Below are 16,572 nucleotides of genomic sequence, written 5' to 3' on the forward strand. Positions count from 1 at the left end.
CACGGCATAATAACTGCAAAAAATCATGAATCCACTTGAAAAAGCAGACCAGGGAAGCCAGCGTTTCCGATATATAAAACTTTGTATTTTCTTTTCGGGACTTTCCGTATTTGCACAGCTGTATCTTTTTCAGCCTATGCTGCCAATGGCTGCAGAACACTTCAACGTATCTGTAGGTGACACTTCCCTGCTCGTATCTTCATCTACCATTGGTATGGCATTAGGATTACTTTTTTTTGCATTTAAAGCAGACAGTTATTCCAGAAAGAGTCTGATGACCTTTTCCCTGACCGCATCAGCACTCCTCACAATTATTTCAACATGGGTACCCAGCCTCACGCTTCTGATTGCTATTGGAATTTTAAAGGGATTTGTGGTTTCGGGAGTTTCTGCTGTTGCCCTCGCTTATCTTACGGAAGAGGTAAATGCTACTGTAATAGGAACTGCTATCAGTATGTATTTAAGCGGAAATACAATCGGCGGAATGAGTGGAAGAATATTGGCTACTCTCTTGGCTGGAGAATTCGGGTGGCGGAATGCTGTTCTTGTGATAGGAATAGAAAGTCTACTTCTCGGAATCATATTCTGGAAATTATTTCCGGATTCAAAATTTTTCAATCCTCAGAAAACAGATTATCATCTTAAGGTAAAGCAGATGAAGTTTTTTCTGACGAATCCTTACATGCTTCGTTTGTATGTCATTGCTGCTTTGGTAATGGGTGTTTTTGTAAGTGTTTACAATTATCTGACTTTCAGATTAGAAGCAAAACCATTTTCTTTAAGTCATTTCATCATTGCTTTTATCTTCCTAATGTATATTTTCGGGGTATTTGGAACTATGATTGTAGGCAGACTTTCTAAAAGATTTCCTTCCAATACCATTTTGAAAACCTCTATCCTATCGATGCTCGTAGGAGCGCTATTATTGTTATCGGAAAACCTTTATATTCTTATTTTTGGACTGGCAATGTTTACACTTTCTTTTTTTGCAGCACATACCATGGCAAGCCAGATGACAGCTCTTTATGCTAAACGTGGGAAATCTTCTGCAACTTCTATTTATTGGCTGTTTTACTATTTTGGTTCGAGTATTTTGGGAAGTGGAACTGGATATCTTCTCCATGCGTACTCATGGAATGTTTTTATTGCCTTCCTCACGATTGCTATAGTGATTGCTCTTCTTTTAGCAACAGCCAATACATCTTCAAAAGAAAAGAAAATTCATTGATACCACATACATACCACATCACATAAACGCAGAAAACGCCTCCCTGATTCTATTTTAACACATTATTAATTATTTATACTGAAAGTTTAACCTAAACTTCATTAAAACACTGCACAACAATACAATGCGAGGCATAGTATTTGATGAATATATAATTCCATATCATCATTAAAAATCAAAATATTATGAACGTAGCAGATCTTAAAATCAAAAACTTAGTCGAGTACGAAAATCAGATTTATACGATCACTGAAATTTTTCAGAGTACAGAGCAGGCATATTTTGTTCAAATTGAAAATGATATTCAAAGTATTTCAGTTCCGGCAGATTCTATAAAGCCTATTAAAATAACTGAAGAATGGCTTGAGAAGTTAGGTTTTTTGAAAACGTATACTTCAGATCAGAGAATACGATATGAAAGACCGGAAAACTTTATAAAGTATGATATTGATTTAAGCTCCCGAAAGATTCTGGAAGGGCTGAAAATCTATGGTAATGCCATAAAATGTAAGTATATTCATGAATTCCAGAATATTTTTTCATGTTTATTCGGGAAAGAAGCGGCTTTACATTATGGTTACCTTAAAACAGAATCGTAGTTAAATTAGTTCTTAGTTGTAGAAAGCCACAGTTTATCATGTAAACTGTGGCTTTCTTTAAAGTATTATTATAGCATATTCTTAGCTTTTGAAAACAACTTTATTAGCTAATTTTAATACATAGCTTTTTTTCACTTTTGTTAAAGTATACTGCCCTTTTTTGTAAATAACGGCTTTTTTAGTAGCTTCTTTCTCCAATAAAAGGCTTCCGTGAGCTGCAGGTAAAAATAATTCAGCCTGATTTTCATCCTGACTAAAAATTACTGTAGCATTTGATCTGTATGATTTTTTAGTATCCGTATCTTTTAATTGTATTTTTTCTTCAAAAAGTCTTACACAATCATTTTTTAACACAGAGAAACTATATCCTGTAGAACTTTTACAACCGTGCTCGTCTTTATCGGAACCGGCACCTTTAGGAGTAAGCTGTGCAAAAGCACTTGTAGAGAACATTACAACAGTCATAGCTGTAAGGAGGAACTTTGCGTTTTTCATAGTATTTATTATTTAAAGTTGATCTTTAATATCAGAAGGATAAATAGTTGTGTTTTTAAATTTTCTGTACAATCCCGTTACCATTAACAACTAATAATTTTTCTTCATTTTAACAAAAATAGTATTTATATGTTAAAGTAAGCCAATAACTTCAATATTTATTCATAATATCGAGAAATATCTATAATCTTTGGTTAGTCAAAAGGAATACAAATGTAAATTTCGGCTCTTTGATTTCTCAATGAGACCTAATTATTTTACCATAATATTTACGTAAATTTGAACGTTATATCCTACCAATAGGGGCGCTACAACAATATTACACAACTTTACGATGGACACAGATCTCATTATTTCACAGCTTACAAAACATTTCCAGGAAATAGTTCCTTTGAAAGAGAAAGAAATTGCCCTTGTTGTACAGAAACTGGAATTCATTCAGCTTAAAAAGAAAGAATATCTGCTTCGTGAAGGACAGGTTTCAAGACATATGCGTTTCATTGCTCAAGGAAGTCTTTATGCTTATCATATAGATGAAAAAGGTAAGGAAAATATTACTCAGCTTGGTATTGAAAACTGGTGGGTAAATGATTTGTACAGTTATTTGAGTGAACTTCCTTCAAGGATGTTTATTCAAGCTAATGAAGATACTATTATTGTACAGATCAGTAAAGCGAATCTAGAGCTTTTGTATAAAGAAGTTCCTGCCATTTCTGAATTCTGGCGTCTGAAAATGCAATCTGCATACGTTACTTTACAGGAAAGAACCTTTGAGCATTCAAGAGTGGATGCATACACTAAATACAGAAACTTTGTGACTGCCTACCGCAATATAGAACAACGTTTTCCTCAATATATGATTGCTTCTTATCTGGGAATCACCGTAGAATATCTTAGTTATTTGAGAAAAAAACACCTGTCTGACGTTTCTTAAGATATCTTAAGTTTATTCCCCTCCAGCCTGAATAATTTTGCTCACACAATTTTAATGAGTGAAATATGAAGGCAAAAATCATCGCAATAACAGCTCTTGTATCAGCATCTTTAAGTCTGAATGCACAGAAGCTTACCTATACTCCGGATCTTGTTTTAGGACACCGTTCCTATACCTATATGCATAATATCAATTATTATTTCAATGATCGGATAAAGCTCAACAATCTCACCCTATTTGATACAGAATATACCAAAGATAAAGAAAACATATTTTTCATAAGAAATACTCTTGCTTACAATCTTACTAAAAAATTTAGTGTAAATGTAGCATTTGGTATGAAAAACCCAGGAGCATTCTTCAGCGCTTATGTACAATACCGCATTGCAAAACCTACCTACTCTCTCTCCTATTCTATCGGAACTACGTATCAGAAAGGGTTCTCTCTTGAGCAATCTGTCTCATTGGAATACATGCCTTATCTGAAAGAAAACATACAGGGATATTTCAGTGTATTAGCGATAGGAAATCTGGATAACAGCGGATATCCAAGAGGATTACAGTTTGTAAGACTGGGTATAAAACAAGACAAAATGATGTACGGAATCGCTTCCAATTTTGATCAGTTTAATAACGGAAAAAAGACCCTTGAAAACATCGGGGCATTTGTAAAATATAATTTTTAAATACGATAAGAAATGAAAAAGAACATTGATTTAGGGATGTTGATCAGCAGAATCGCCATTGGATTTCCAATGTCAGTTTATGGAGTAAACAAATTGATCCACGGAGTTGGATTTATTGAAGATATGCTGAAAATGTATGGATTACCTTCATTCTTCGCCTATGGAGTATTTGCTGGTGAAATTATTGCGCCCATTATGCTGATGATAGGTTTCAGGACACGTCTTGCCGGGTTGATCTTTGCTGCAAATTGTTTTACAGCAACTATTATGGCTCAGACGGCTAATATTTTTAAGCTTAATGAATTTGGAGGCTGGGCATTAGAATTGCTTGTTATCTACATGTTAGTTGGGATTAGTTTTTTCTTTACCGGAGCAGGAAAATATGCAGTTTCTACCAGCAATAAATGGGATTAAAACTTTGTATTTAAAAAACGTAAAGACACTATTTTTTTTCAACTGTTTTTAAGGTGTTAGGATTTTATCTGTGATAAAATTTTAATACTGTTATTTTTCTCTCGCAGGGCAAGATTATGCAGATGTTTATGCTGAGTATCTGCGAGAGAATTATAATTAACACGAATAAAATAAGTAAGAAGCCTCTAAAACCATATAAAATTTACGTGATTTAAAATAACAATACAGAAATAGAGATTATATTGTTATAAAAAACCTTCAGTTTACCTATCTTTACTAGGAATTTAATAAATTATGATGAAGGAAGTAATCGTCTATCAAGTTGATTCTTTTACAAAGGAAAAATTCAAAGGCAATCCTGCCGGGGTTGTACTGAATGCTGAAAATCTTACTACTGAGGAAATGCAGCTTATTGCAAGAGAGCTCAATAATTCCGAAACAGCATTCGTTTTCAGTCCCAAAGAGAATAATGAGTTTGATTATCATATACGATATTTTACTCCTACAACAGAGGTTCCTATCTGTGGACATGCAACAATTGGTGCACTTTATGCCAAAGCTATAGAAGATCAGCTGGATTCATGTACCATTAGAATAAACACACAAGTTGGTGTTTTACCTATTGATATTATCCGAAATGATAATGACTATCAGATCACCATGACGCAGGGAAATTTCAGTGTGAGCCCTGTTTTTGAACAATCTATAACTCAGAATATAGTTCAGGCTTTGGGATTACAAATTGAAGATCTTGATGAGAGATGTCCTGTACAAATTGCATCCACCGGTCATTCTAAAGTAATGATTGGAATTAAAAGCAGAACCGTTTTAAATCAACTGACACCCAATTTCGATCATTTAACCCATATCAGTACGGAAATCGGTTGTAATGGCTATTTTGTTTTCACCTTTGATTCTGATGATCACAATGTTTTAACCTATGGAAGAATGTTTGCTCCTGCGATTGGTATTTTAGAAGATCCTGTTACCGGAAACGCCAATGGTCCTTTAGGCGGATACCTTATTCAAAATAAAATCATAGAAGTTTCCAATGGAAATTTTGAGTTTATCGGAAGACAAGGAGAAACCATTAACAGAATTGGACAAATGAAAGTTGAGGTAAGTGTCATCAATGAAATTCCGGAAACCATCAGAATTACAGGAAATGCTGTATGCGTATTCCGCACGATAATGCACGTCTGAAATGATGCTTAATATTAATTACTATGAAGAGATCTCATTTGAATGTTCAAGTTTCTTTCTGTAGTTTTTAGGTGTCTCTCCAGTTTTGGTTCTGAAAAGATAGGAAAAGTGAGAAAAATTCTGGAATCCAAGCTCAAAGGCAATCTCTTTAATGGATTTATCCGAACTGTGAAGTAGATTTTTCGCTTCAAGAATGATTCTTTCTTTGATGAACTCCAATGGGGAAATTTTATATTGTTTTCTACAGATCACCCCCAGATAATTTGGGGTAATGCATAGTTCATTAGCATAAAAAGAAACATTTTTCTGGTTTTTATAATTCTTGTCTACCAGCATATGAAAACGGAAAGCTAGGTTATCCGGCGTACTCAGTGCTTTATCTCCGTAAGCATGCTCTACCCATAAATTGATGATCAGAGCAAGAAGGCGCACCCTCGCATTAATAAGTTCCGGGAATACCACATCAGCAGCTATTTCCTTTCGAATAGCATTAAATTCCAGGCTGAATCTGTGATACGTTTCATCATCAGGCTGTATCATCTCATATTTGCTGTAAGACGAAAAAGTAAACTTCAGTGTAGGTGAAAAGGTTTTTAAAATAGCATCGTTGATAATAAGTCTTCTTCCAACTGTATTGGGTGCAAGGTCCCATTTGTATTCTCTTTTGGGAAGATGTATGAATAATTGCTGAGCTTTCAGATGATACTGATCAAGTCCGGTGATGCATTTGCCGCCATCACATTCGTCCAGTAAAATAATGGTAAAACAGTTATCCGGAAAGAAATTTAATGATGCTGCGCTCACCTGATCCTGGAAAACGACATCTATTCCTCTGTTGAATACCTCTTCTACTGAGTTTTTATTAATCAATTCTTTATCTATAATCATACAAATCTTTTTTCAATACAAGCTTATACTAATTTATAAAAATACCTGAAATACGATCGCTTTTTAAAGCATGCAAAGATACGTTCTTCTTCCCCATTCGTAAATATCAAAAACCGTGACAGGAATATCATCTTTTCACACAATATTCCATAGAAAGCACTCTTAAAAAACTGCGCAAATAATCCATCAACCTTCTTTATTACTGAGTTTTAAAGCATATTATGTGATTTTTAAAAACTTGAGTTTCCATATTGAGTTTTTTGGCATATCGATAAAACAATAAGTATATTTGTGTAAGGATCTTTTTCCTTTTTGAAGCATGTTAACAGACAAATTCGGAAGACATATCAATTATTTAAGGCTGGCTGTTGTAGACCGATGCAACCTCCGATGTACCTATTGTATGCCGGAGAACGGACTTCCGTGGATCAAACAGAATGATCTGATGACGGATGACGAAATGCTGAAAATATGCTCCGTATTTACAGACCTTGGAGTTGATAAGATCAGAATAACAGGCGGTGAACCTTTTGTAAGAAAAAACTGCATCAGCCTTATTGAAAATATATCAAAACTTGATGGGCTTACTGATATCAGCTTAACCACAAACGGTCTTCTGACAGAACAATACATCCCACAGCTTAAAGAATTCGGAGTAAAATCTGTAAACCTCAGCCTTGATACATTGAATGAAGAACGTTTTTTTAAAATAACCCGCAGAAAAAGCTTTGATAAAGTAATGAAAACACTGGAAAGCTTACTGAAGCATCAGATCAAAGTGAAAGTTAACACCGTGGTAATGGAAAATCAGAATACGGAAGATATTATTCCCTTGGTTCAGCTTACCAAAGAACTTCCGATAGACGTACGGTTTATCGAAGAAATGCCCTTCAATGGAAACAATAATTCTGAAATAGTTCCTAAATGGAATTTCCCGCAGATTTATAATCATATCAAAGATCATTTCCCTGATATAGAAAAACTTAAAGACCCTAAAAGTTCTACATCATATAATTATAAAATACCTGATTTCACTGGAAATCTAGGAATCATTGCTGCTTATACCCGTTCATTCTGCGGAGATTGCAACAGAATACGAATTACCCCTTCAGGTATATTAAGAACCTGTCTGTATGAAGGTGGCGGCATCAATTTAAAAGAGAAAATCCGGTCCGGAGCAACAGACGAAGAACTTAAAAATATAATCATCAACAGTATACATCACAAACCCAAAGACGGATGGGAAGCTGAAAAACAAACCATGACCGCTTCAGAAATTCATCAGTCTATGGCAACAATTGGAGGATAATTATGGAAATGATCACCGTACAACAAGCAGAAGAGATTATACTTTCCCAAGCTCAGGATTTCGGAAAAGAGGAAATCTCATATAATCATGCATTAGGAAGAGTTTTAGCAGAGAATCTTACTGCAGACCGGGACCTTCCTCCTTTTGACCGACCAACAGTAGACGGAATAGCAATCCGTTATGATGCTTATGAAAAAGGAATCCGTTCTTTTACAGTGAAAGCAATACAGTCTGCTGGTGAGTCCTCTATTTCTATTGATTCCGAAGAAGAATGTATTGAAATCATGACCGGAGCTGCTTTAGACCATTCTGTAGATACTGTTATCCGTTATGAAGATATTTCAATAAACGAAGGTATTGCCACGATAAATATTGATATTAAAAAAGGACAGAACATTCACCTGAAAGGAAGGGATAAAAAAGAAGGTGAAGTTCTGGTAAATGCCAATCAAATCATTACTCCTGCTATTATTGGAATAGCTTCATCCATCGGAAAAACTTCAATTTTGGTAAAAAAACTGCCTAAAATTATAATTATTTCCACAGGAGACGAAATGGTAAGCCCTGAATCTTTTCCCAGTCCATATCAGTTAAGACGATCCAACGGAATTACCATACAATCGGTTGTAAAGAAATACAATATCGAAGCCGATACTCTTCACCTTAATGATGATTATGAGGAGATAAAAAAGGAACTTTCCCGCTGTATCAATGAATATGATGTTCTACTTATGAGTGGCGGAGTGTCTATGGGGAAATTTGATTATCTGCCTAAAGTCTGTGAAGAACTGGAGGTCGAAAAACTTTTTCATAAAATAAAACAAAGACCTGGAAAACCTTTCTGGTTTGGTAAAAATAAAGATCAGAAGCTTGTTTTTGCCTTTCCGGGAAATCCTGTTTCTGTATTTATGTGCCTGCACAGATATTTTATTCCCTGGCTGGAAAAATCGCTGGAGATTTCCGGAACTTCACCTATGTTCGCTGTTTTACAGAATGATATTGATTTTCCTTTTGCTCTTCAGTATTTTGCACAAGTAAAACTTGGAGTCAATGAATTGGGGCAGATTACTGCAGAATCAGTGAATACAAATGGCTCAGGAGATTTTTCTCACCTTGCTGATACCAATGCTTTTATAGAGCTTCCTTTGGAACAGAATAGTTTTAAAAAAGGTGAGGTCTATAAAGTATGGAAATATAATGATTGAAGTAAATGCCACGAATGCACGAATAGCTTTACATAGAACCCGAAAAGCCTATGTTTCTATGTGTTTTAATTTTTTACCACATAGGAACATAGAAAGTATTTAAATAAATTCGTGTATTGGTGGCAAAAAAAAAAAATCATATTTGTGTTTAAAAAAATAAAATATGTCAGAATTTACCCATTTAAATAAAAACGGTGAACCCGCCATTGTAGACGTTGGCGGTAAAAAAGTCACTCACAGAAAAGCAGTTGCTCAAGCTGTAATTTCTCTGCCTGAACCTGTATTGAAAGCATTACAACAAGATGATTTTAATACTAAAAAAGGCTCTGTATTTCAGATTGCTATCATTGCCGGAATTATGGGTGCCAAGAAAACAAGTGAATTGATTCCGCTTTGTCACCCTATAGGACTTGATAATTGTAATTTACATATCAAACTGAATGACCATAACGACATTGTGATTGAATGTACGGCAAGCATTGAAGCCAAAACCGGAGTGGAAATGGAAGCTCTTACCGGAGCTTCAGTAGCTGCATTGACTATTTATGATATGTGTAAAGCTTTGAGCCATGATATTGTAATCAAAGAAATTAAATTAATAGAAAAATCAGGTGGAAAAAATGATTTCAGAAGAGCATAATGCAATTCCTGCGATCAACGGGCTGGTGCTGGCGGGCGGGAAAAGTGTAAGAATGGGACAGGCAAAAGATCTTCTTCACTGGCATGGTAAAGAACAACGTTATTTTGCAGCTGATCTTCTCGCTCCTTTTTGCGATGAGGTTTTTATTTCGTGCAGACAGGATCAGCTGGATAATTTTGATCCCCATTATAATGCACTTACCGATACATTCCTGAATATGGGACCCTTTGGAGGAATTCTTTCAGCTTTGCGTTCCCAAAGAGATAAAGCATGGCTGGTAGTAGCATGTGATCTACCGCTTCTGGACCAGAAATCATTGGAATTTTTATTGCAGTCACGAGATCCTGAAAGAGCAGCTACCACTTATGAAAGTCCTTTTGATGGGTTACCTGAGCCTTTGATTACCATTTGGGAACCGAAAAGTTATCCTTTGCTTCTGAATTTTTTAGGAATCGGAAATACATGTCCGCGAAAAGTACTGATCAATAGTGATACACTTATTTTAAAACCTGATAATCCGGAAGCTTTAATGAATGTAAATACTCCGGAGGAAGCGGAAAAAGCACAACAGATTCTGAAACGCTGATGCAAAGAAATGCACGAGTTTTATATTTAATTGTTGGAAATCGTAAAGACGTATTTTTTTATCTTCTAAATGTTTTTTTAATATCAAATATTTTATCTGCAATAAAATTATAATAGCCACGAATTCACGAATAATAAAGATGAAATAATTTAAAAATAAGACCGCTTCAACTTGAGTAATCGGGTGAAAAACTTATCTATTAATAGAGAAAAATAAAAGAAACAGTTATGAATACATCATTTGAACGTTATCAGTGTCAGATCGCTTTACCGGGTTTCGGTATTTCTTCTCAGGAAATGCTTAAAAATGCTAAGGTTCTTTTTGTAGGTATGGGAGGTCTTGGCTGTCCTTCAGCACAATATCTGGCGTCTTCGGGTGTTGGAACCATTGGTCTTGTAGATGATGATATTGTTTCTTTAAGTAATCTTCACCGTCAGATTCTATACAATCCGGAAGATGTAGGAGCTTTTAAAGTAGAAGTTGCAACCAAAAGATTACAACAGCAGAATCCGTCTGTTTCTATTATCCCTTATCAGCAAAGGGTTTCTTCTGCCAATGTCATGGAATTGATCTCAGAATTTGATTTGATCATTGAAGGAACTGATAATTTTGAAACTAAATGCTTACTGAACGACGCTTGTATCCTTGCCGGAAAACCTCTTGTTTATGGAGCTATTTATCAACATGAAGGACAGGTAAGCATCTGGAATGCTTTACAAAAAGATGGTTCTTACTCTCCAAATTATCGTGATGTTTTTCCTAATGCAGAAGAGTCACAGGTTCCAAACTGCCGGGAAGGCGGTGTGATCCCTACTCTTGCAGGAATTGTAGGATGTATGCAGGCTAATGAAGCAATAAAATATCTGACTGGATCAGAAGAAACGTTAGCCGGAAAATTATGGATGATAAACGTAATGAATGGCAAAACCCAAATCATTAAACTCCGAAAAACAGCTGTAAAAATTACTTCACTACCTCAAACTGTACAGCTTATTACTTTTGAAGAACTTACAAAGGATCAAACGATGTTTGAAATCATCGATGTACGTACGGAAGAAGAACATAGAAATTTCAATATCGGTGGAAAAAATATTCCATTGGAGGAGTTACAAGATCATTTTTCTTCTATTTCGTTGACGCCAAACCCTATTGTCATTTACTGTCAATCCGGAAAACGAAGCATAGAAGCTGTAAAAAAGATAAGAAGTACTTTTCCGGAAAAGAAAGTTTTTTCTTTGAAAAATGGTATTGACGGAATTAAATCGTAGGAAGAAAGCTGCTATTGCTTTTTATATCTTGGTGAGTGCTGATTCTTTATGGGCTGCGATATGATCAGATTTATCACTTTTAATTTCATACTGTGGGCTGTCTTCACTGGCATGATGAGTATATCCCTTATAATCAAAATCTTTTGTATGAATCTTGATGATTGTTCCTGAAACTCTGCCCGCTTCTGAATTCCAACTTACTTTATCTCCTTTTTGAAATTTTGGTTTCATATTAACTCTTCTATGAATTGAATGTTTTTATTAAATCACAAAAATTTTTCAATCAAATAAACTTTCATCGGAATAAAATACATGCCCATTTCTTATTCTTGCTGGTGAAGTGTATGGATGTTCTTCCACTTTTCTAATATTCATAATGTGTTCTACCTTCCAGTCTTTTGCTTTAAGATAATCTGAAATCATAGACCTGTGACAACGCCACCATACTGCTTCTGAACACATAAACGCTGTGGTTTTCTGTCTGGCAATCGTTTCAAGTTGTTCAACCGCTCTTGTAAATTCTGCTGTTTGCATATAATCGGCATATCCACGGAAAGATTCGTTTTTCCAACGACTGTTTACAGAATTTGGCTGAACTTTTCTCCTCCCGCCCAATTCCTCCATATGAATATACTCAATGTGGTGTTCCGGCAATACTTTTTCAAAATTTTCTTTACTAAACCACGGATATGTCTTTGAACCCGGAAATCTTCTGACATCTGCAAGCACTTTAATATCAAATGAATTCAGCATTTCAATAAACTCATCCAAGGAATGAACAGAATGTCCAATGGTATAAATAACCGGCTTTTCCATCACATTCTTAATCTATAATATTATGTGTTACTTTTTGAGAAACTTTGATCTTTTCTCCTGCCATCTCATGAATGGTTTCATCAATCATCACACACATGCTGTTCAACGCGAGATCATTAGCTTCAGTTCCAAAAGGTTCTTCAATTTCATCAGCAATCGCTTCAAATGCGACAAATGTATAGGCTACAAACACTACAATAAGCGGGGTAAACCACCTCAATGAATCTACTAATCCAAAAGGCAGCAGAAAACAGTAAATATAAACGGTACGATGTAACAAAACCCTGTAGCTATAAGGAATCGGAGTGGAAATAATTCTTTCGCAACCTCCTACAATATCTGAAAGCTTATCAAAATTTTCATCGAAACGAGCCTGCTGGATAGTGTCTATACTTCCTTCATCTTTTGCCTGTTGTACCCATTCTGCTAATAATTTCATAATGACAGCAGGTTTGTATTTTGATGCTGAAACAATTTTCAGCTGATTTTCATTAAGTCTCTCTTTTAAGTCATCATAAGCATCTGTTCCTCTCAACTGATGTTTTAAAGCAAAAATAAAAGCCGCCAGCAACTGGATAAACTCATGAACGGAGAGACTGCTGTTCTGGACATTTTTTAAGGTTAAAGCCTGACGGGTTAATGATCGTGATGTATTCAGTAAAGCGCCCCATAATTTACGTCCTTCCCAAAATCTTTCATAGCTGGCGTTATTCCTGAATCCTAAAAATAAAGCAAGAACAAACCCGAATAAAGTTAAGGGTGCCGGATTAAGAGGAACTTTAAAAGAAAAGATTATTCCCCGCAGGTATACGACTCCCAATGCTAAAATAAAAAGTATAAAAAGGCGTGGCAACAGTCTCGGCAAAACTGAGCCGTGCCAGACAAAAAGCATCTTGAACCAATGTTCCTTCTTCCTTATAATCATAGTGTTTTTGTAATGCCTTTACTTCAATTTATTTTTTAATCTGTCCTATTATTAAAGATTCTAGTTGATAAGAGCTGCGTGCCGGCTTTTTCTCTCCTTCTGCAACGATTCGGAGTGGTCCTTTTGATTCCGGCAATGGTTTTCCGTCAATAGTATCTGCCACAATTACATTTTTGTCAGCAATAGAAGCATCCAGCTCTGCCAATGAGAATAAAACCTGATATCCGTCTTTGCATTTTACCAACAGATATTTTGTCATATTTTCTCCATGAAGCTCTTTACCTGAAAGTGTTCCCGCCTTTGCAAGAATATCCTGAACTGAAACACCCGAGTAAACATGCATACTTCCGTCTTTATCTTTTAATGAGGCTTCTTTCCTTGGCATTTTTGATAGATCAGTCAAACTTAATTCTAATGGTTTTGGAATATCACCGCTTACTTTAAGTTTAAAATCTGATTGACAAAAAGCCCAGCCAGACATTAATAACAGTGCTAAAGGCAGTATTTTTTTCATATACAAAATTAAGAATAATTATGGTCTTTGAATAGCTCCCTGATAAAGCATTTCGTCTACTTTTTTATACACTTCAGGGTCATGCTTTTTAATTTTGATTTTAACATACTTAGAAGCAGGCATATTGCTTTCTTTTACTACATTATTTACAGATACCAAAACATTGGTTTCCGGGAAATAGGTAACTGTATTTTTTTCCGGGATCTGATAGGAAACAATGATAAATAACGGTGCTACTCTTTCGATTCCATCATCATAATTGTAAAGGTCTACTCTATCTCCTGCTTTAAATCCTGCTTTATCAATATCTTTCTGGTTCATGAATATCACACGACGCTCATTTTTAATTCCACGATAACGATCATCCAACCCGTAAATAGTGGTATTAAACTGATCATGGGTACGTGTGGTTGCCATCATATATTCATCGGAAGCAAGGGTATTATCAGGTATTTCTGTTAATGTAAATGGTGCACGCCCGCCTAATTCTTTGGAAAAGCTTTGTTCATCTCTTGCTGCATTGGGAAGATAGAACCCTCCTTTTTGTCTGACACGAACATTATAATCTGTAAATCCTGGAATACACTGCTCGATGTCATCTCTTACAGCATCATAACTATCGTGATAACGTTGCCAGTTTACGACAGAACGTTCTCCCAACGTTGCCATAGCCATACGACAAACAATTTGAGTCTCATTGATTAGATTATCCGATACAGCATCCAGCATTCCTTTTGAACTCTGAACAACTCCCATTGAATTTTCGGTGGTGACGATCTGTATTTCTCCGTTTACAATATCTTTATCACTTCTGCCATACGTTGGAAGAATTAATGCTTCTTTACCATGTACAAGGTGTCCCCTGTTTAGCTTTGTGGAAACGCATACCAACAGTTTGAGCTTTCTGAGTGCATTTGCCGTATAGGTAGTGTCCGGTGTTGCAGAAAGGAAATTTCCTCCCATGCAGAACATCATTTTTATTTTTTCTTCATGGATAGCTTTTATAGCACGTACTACATCATATCCATGTTTGCGGGGTACTTTGAAACCATAGAAATTTTCAAGACGGTCAAGTTGTTCGTCTGTAGGTTTTTCGTCAATCAGCATTGTTCTGTTTCCCTGCACGTTACTGTGACCACGTACGGGGCAGACTCCTGCTCCTGGTTTTCCGATACTTCCTTTTAATAAAAGAATATTAAGGATTTCACGAATCATATCTACTCCGTTCGGTTGTTGGGTAAGCCCCATTCCCCAACTGATGATGATACGTTTTTTAAAGGCAATCATTTCCGCCGCTTGTTGCAATGCTTCTTTAGAAACTCCGGAAAGATCAGCCAGTTCCTCCAGTTTGTAGTCATCAAACTGCTTCATGAAGTCTTCATATCCTACTGTTTTGTTTTGAATAAATTCTTCATCAAAAACTTTACCCGGATTTTTCTTTTCAAATTCAATCAACAGAAGTTCCAAAGCTTTAAGTAAAGCCATATCTCCATTGATTTTTACAGGTAAATAAAGGTCTGCCAATTGTACACCTCCTGTAATTACTTCTCTTACACTCTGCGGATTAATAAAGCCCATCAATCCTGCTTCGGGCAAGGGATTAATGGCAATAATTTTAGCACCGTTCTTCTTTCCTTTTGCCAAAGCGCTCATCATTCTTGGGGCATTGGTTCCAGGGTTTTGACCGATAATTATAATCACTTCAGCGTCATAAAAGTCTTCTAATGTTACTGTACCTTTACCAATTCCAATGGTTGGACGTAAGGCAGATCCTGAAGTTTCATGACACATATTGGAACAGTCAGGCATATTATTCGTTCCGAATTCTTTAGCAAATAATTGATACACAAAGGATGCTTCATTACTTGTTCGTCCCGAAGTATAAAAAGCAGCTTCATCAGGAGATTCTAAGGCATTGAAATGTTCAGCTATTTTTTTGAAAGCATTATCCCAGCTGATCGGTTCATAGTGGGTCGCACCCGGAGCCAGATACATGGGATCTGTAAGTCTTCCCATTTTCCCGATCTGATAATCATCTAATTTAGCAAGATCATATACCGAATTCTGTCTGAAAAATTCAGGGGTTACACGTTTTGTTGTTGCTTCTTCAGCTAGAGCTTTTGCTCCGTTTTCACAATATTCTCCAAGAACAGAACGCTCGTCATCAGGATCAGGCCAGGCACAACTCGGGCAGTCGAAACCTCCCATCTGATTCATTTTGAACAAGGCTCTCATACCTCTGACAGGCGCTTTTTCTTCAAATAAATCACTAAAGGCAGCCATTACAGCAGGAACTCCCGCAGCTGCTTTTTCAACGTGTGTCAGCTTAAGATCAAGTAACGTAAAAGGATTTTCCGCATTGGGTTCTTTGTGGATTTTTTCTTCTACTTTCTTTTTGTTATTTTCTTCCATAGCCTTTAATTTTGTAAAGTGATCAACATTTAAGATTGGGATTCGGGTAGTTATCGCTTTGGTCTTCCATTGTATTATCTATACATACAAAGTCTTTTTCTACTAAAAGCTTTACAAGCCCAGCCTGCCCGTCAAACCCGACAATATCTGTAGATACAAGCTCCTCAACCATTGCAGCAGGCATTTTCATTACAATTTTATTTTCAATAAAAGCAGCCGATAATGCACGGTCATCTGTTCTTTCTATAGCATAGATGAATGGTCTGTCTACAAATTCTGTGAAACTGGAAACAATTCCCTTTTCCCCCAATTCTGAAACTTCTGATTGAGTTAAACGAAACCTTATTGAGTTGTCTTTTATTCTAATTTTCATATCCTTTATTTCTGTTTGCACCACTGACATACCTCTTTATTAGTGCATTAGTGGCTATTTTATTTTTTTGCCACGGA

Annotated in this window: 19 protein-coding genes; 11 read left to right on the plus strand and 8 right to left on the minus strand. The window is 35.9% G+C overall.

The window, feature by feature from the left end:
- The first annotated feature begins 25 nt into the window (after positions 1-25).
- Positions 26-1,228: an MFS transporter gene (locus BBI01_RS11180; protein WP_065394732.1), complete on the plus strand. Its 1,203-nt coding sequence runs from the start codon at positions 26-28 to the stop codon at positions 1,226-1,228.
- 185 nt (positions 1,229-1,413) lie between these two features.
- Entirely contained in the window at positions 1,414-1,827 is a 414-nt protein-coding gene (locus BBI01_RS11185; RefSeq protein ID WP_065394733.1) for a hypothetical protein, read from the plus strand.
- An 81-nt stretch (positions 1,828-1,908) separates the two neighbouring features.
- Here BBI01_RS11185 and BBI01_RS11190 read toward each other — a convergent pair whose 3' ends face one another.
- A complete protein-coding gene (locus BBI01_RS11190; RefSeq protein ID WP_065394734.1) occupies positions 1,909-2,322 on the minus strand; it encodes a hypothetical protein in 414 nt (137 codons plus the stop codon).
- Between the two features lie 334 nt (positions 2,323-2,656).
- Between BBI01_RS11190 and BBI01_RS11195 the strand changes: the two genes are divergently transcribed.
- The 4 genes from BBI01_RS11195 (at position 2,657) to BBI01_RS11210 (ending at position 5,559) form a co-directional block, all read left to right on the plus strand.
- Positions 2,657-3,256 (plus strand): Crp/Fnr family transcriptional regulator, encoded by a 600-nt coding sequence (locus tag BBI01_RS11195; RefSeq protein WP_065394735.1) that lies wholly within the window; start codon positions 2,657-2,659, stop codon positions 3,254-3,256.
- Positions 3,257-3,321: 65 nt separating this feature from the next.
- Positions 3,322-3,942: a hypothetical protein gene (locus BBI01_RS11200; RefSeq protein ID WP_065394736.1), complete on the plus strand. Its 621-nt coding sequence runs from the start codon at positions 3,322-3,324 to the stop codon at positions 3,940-3,942.
- A 12-nt stretch (positions 3,943-3,954) separates the two neighbouring features.
- Positions 3,955-4,356: a DoxX family protein gene (locus BBI01_RS11205; protein ID WP_065394737.1), complete on the plus strand. Its 402-nt coding sequence runs from the start codon at positions 3,955-3,957 to the stop codon at positions 4,354-4,356.
- 297 nt (positions 4,357-4,653) lie between these two features.
- Positions 4,654-5,559 (plus strand): PhzF family isomerase, encoded by a 906-nt coding sequence (locus BBI01_RS11210; RefSeq protein ID WP_228393986.1) that lies wholly within the window; start codon positions 4,654-4,656, stop codon positions 5,557-5,559.
- Between the two features lie 21 nt (positions 5,560-5,580).
- Here BBI01_RS11210 and BBI01_RS11215 read toward each other — a convergent pair whose 3' ends face one another.
- Positions 5,581-6,447 (minus strand): helix-turn-helix domain-containing protein, encoded by an 867-nt coding sequence (locus tag BBI01_RS11215; RefSeq protein ID WP_065394739.1) that lies wholly within the window; start codon positions 6,445-6,447, stop codon positions 5,581-5,583.
- A 319-nt stretch (positions 6,448-6,766) separates the two neighbouring features.
- Between BBI01_RS11215 and moaA the strand changes: the two genes are divergently transcribed.
- From moaA to BBI01_RS11240, 5 genes are all read left to right on the plus strand, one after another.
- Positions 6,767-7,756 carry a GTP 3',8-cyclase MoaA gene (moaA, locus tag BBI01_RS11220; RefSeq protein WP_065394740.1) on the plus strand — a complete coding sequence of 330 codons (990 nt, stop codon included), beginning with the start codon at positions 6,767-6,769 and terminating at the stop codon, positions 7,754-7,756.
- Positions 7,757-7,758: 2 nt separating this feature from the next.
- Entirely contained in the window at positions 7,759-8,961 is a 1,203-nt protein-coding gene (locus BBI01_RS11225) for a molybdopterin molybdotransferase MoeA (RefSeq protein ID WP_083190077.1), read from the plus strand.
- 163 nt (positions 8,962-9,124) lie between these two features.
- The gene (gene moaC / locus BBI01_RS11230; protein WP_065394741.1) at positions 9,125-9,601 is read left to right on the plus strand and encodes a cyclic pyranopterin monophosphate synthase MoaC; all 477 of its coding nucleotides are present in this window, start codon (positions 9,125-9,127) and stop codon (positions 9,599-9,601) included.
- A complete protein-coding gene (locus tag BBI01_RS11235) occupies positions 9,582-10,187 on the plus strand; it encodes an NTP transferase domain-containing protein (protein WP_065394843.1) in 606 nt (201 codons plus the stop codon). The genes moaC and BBI01_RS11235 overlap by 20 nt, the downstream gene beginning before the upstream one ends.
- Before the next feature lie 227 nt (positions 10,188-10,414).
- Entirely contained in the window at positions 10,415-11,455 is a 1,041-nt protein-coding gene (locus BBI01_RS11240) for a HesA/MoeB/ThiF family protein (protein ID WP_065394742.1), read from the plus strand.
- Positions 11,456-11,476: 21 nt separating this feature from the next.
- On the opposite strand, the gene BBI01_RS11245 is transcribed toward BBI01_RS11240, so the two are convergent.
- From BBI01_RS11245 to BBI01_RS11270, 6 genes are read right to left on the minus strand one after another with little or no spacing between them, the layout of a single operon-like run.
- Entirely contained in the window at positions 11,477-11,686 is a 210-nt protein-coding gene (locus BBI01_RS11245) for a hypervirulence associated TUDOR domain-containing protein (protein ID WP_065394743.1), read from the minus strand.
- 48 nt (positions 11,687-11,734) lie between these two features.
- Positions 11,735-12,271: a DUF488 domain-containing protein gene (locus tag BBI01_RS11250; protein WP_065394744.1), complete on the minus strand. Its 537-nt coding sequence runs from the start codon at positions 12,269-12,271 to the stop codon at positions 11,735-11,737.
- Between the two features lie 7 nt (positions 12,272-12,278).
- Positions 12,279-13,196 (minus strand): bestrophin family protein, encoded by a 918-nt coding sequence (locus BBI01_RS11255; RefSeq protein WP_065394745.1) that lies wholly within the window; start codon positions 13,194-13,196, stop codon positions 12,279-12,281.
- Between the two features lie 28 nt (positions 13,197-13,224).
- On the minus strand, positions 13,225-13,710 hold the full coding sequence (locus BBI01_RS11260) for a molybdopterin-dependent oxidoreductase (RefSeq protein WP_065394746.1): 486 nt from the start codon (positions 13,708-13,710) through the stop codon (positions 13,225-13,227).
- 18 nt (positions 13,711-13,728) lie between these two features.
- Positions 13,729-16,122, minus strand: a complete 2,394-nt coding sequence (locus BBI01_RS11265) for an FdhF/YdeP family oxidoreductase (RefSeq protein ID WP_065394747.1) — start codon at positions 16,120-16,122, stop codon at positions 13,729-13,731.
- 22 nt (positions 16,123-16,144) lie between these two features.
- Positions 16,145-16,495, minus strand: a complete 351-nt coding sequence (locus BBI01_RS11270) for a DUF7009 family protein (protein ID WP_065394844.1) — start codon at positions 16,493-16,495, stop codon at positions 16,145-16,147.
- Between the last annotated feature and the right edge of the window lie 77 nt (positions 16,496-16,572).

Source organism: Chryseobacterium artocarpi (assembly GCF_001684975.1).
Lineage (GTDB): Bacteria > Bacteroidota > Bacteroidia > Flavobacteriales > Weeksellaceae > Chryseobacterium > Chryseobacterium artocarpi.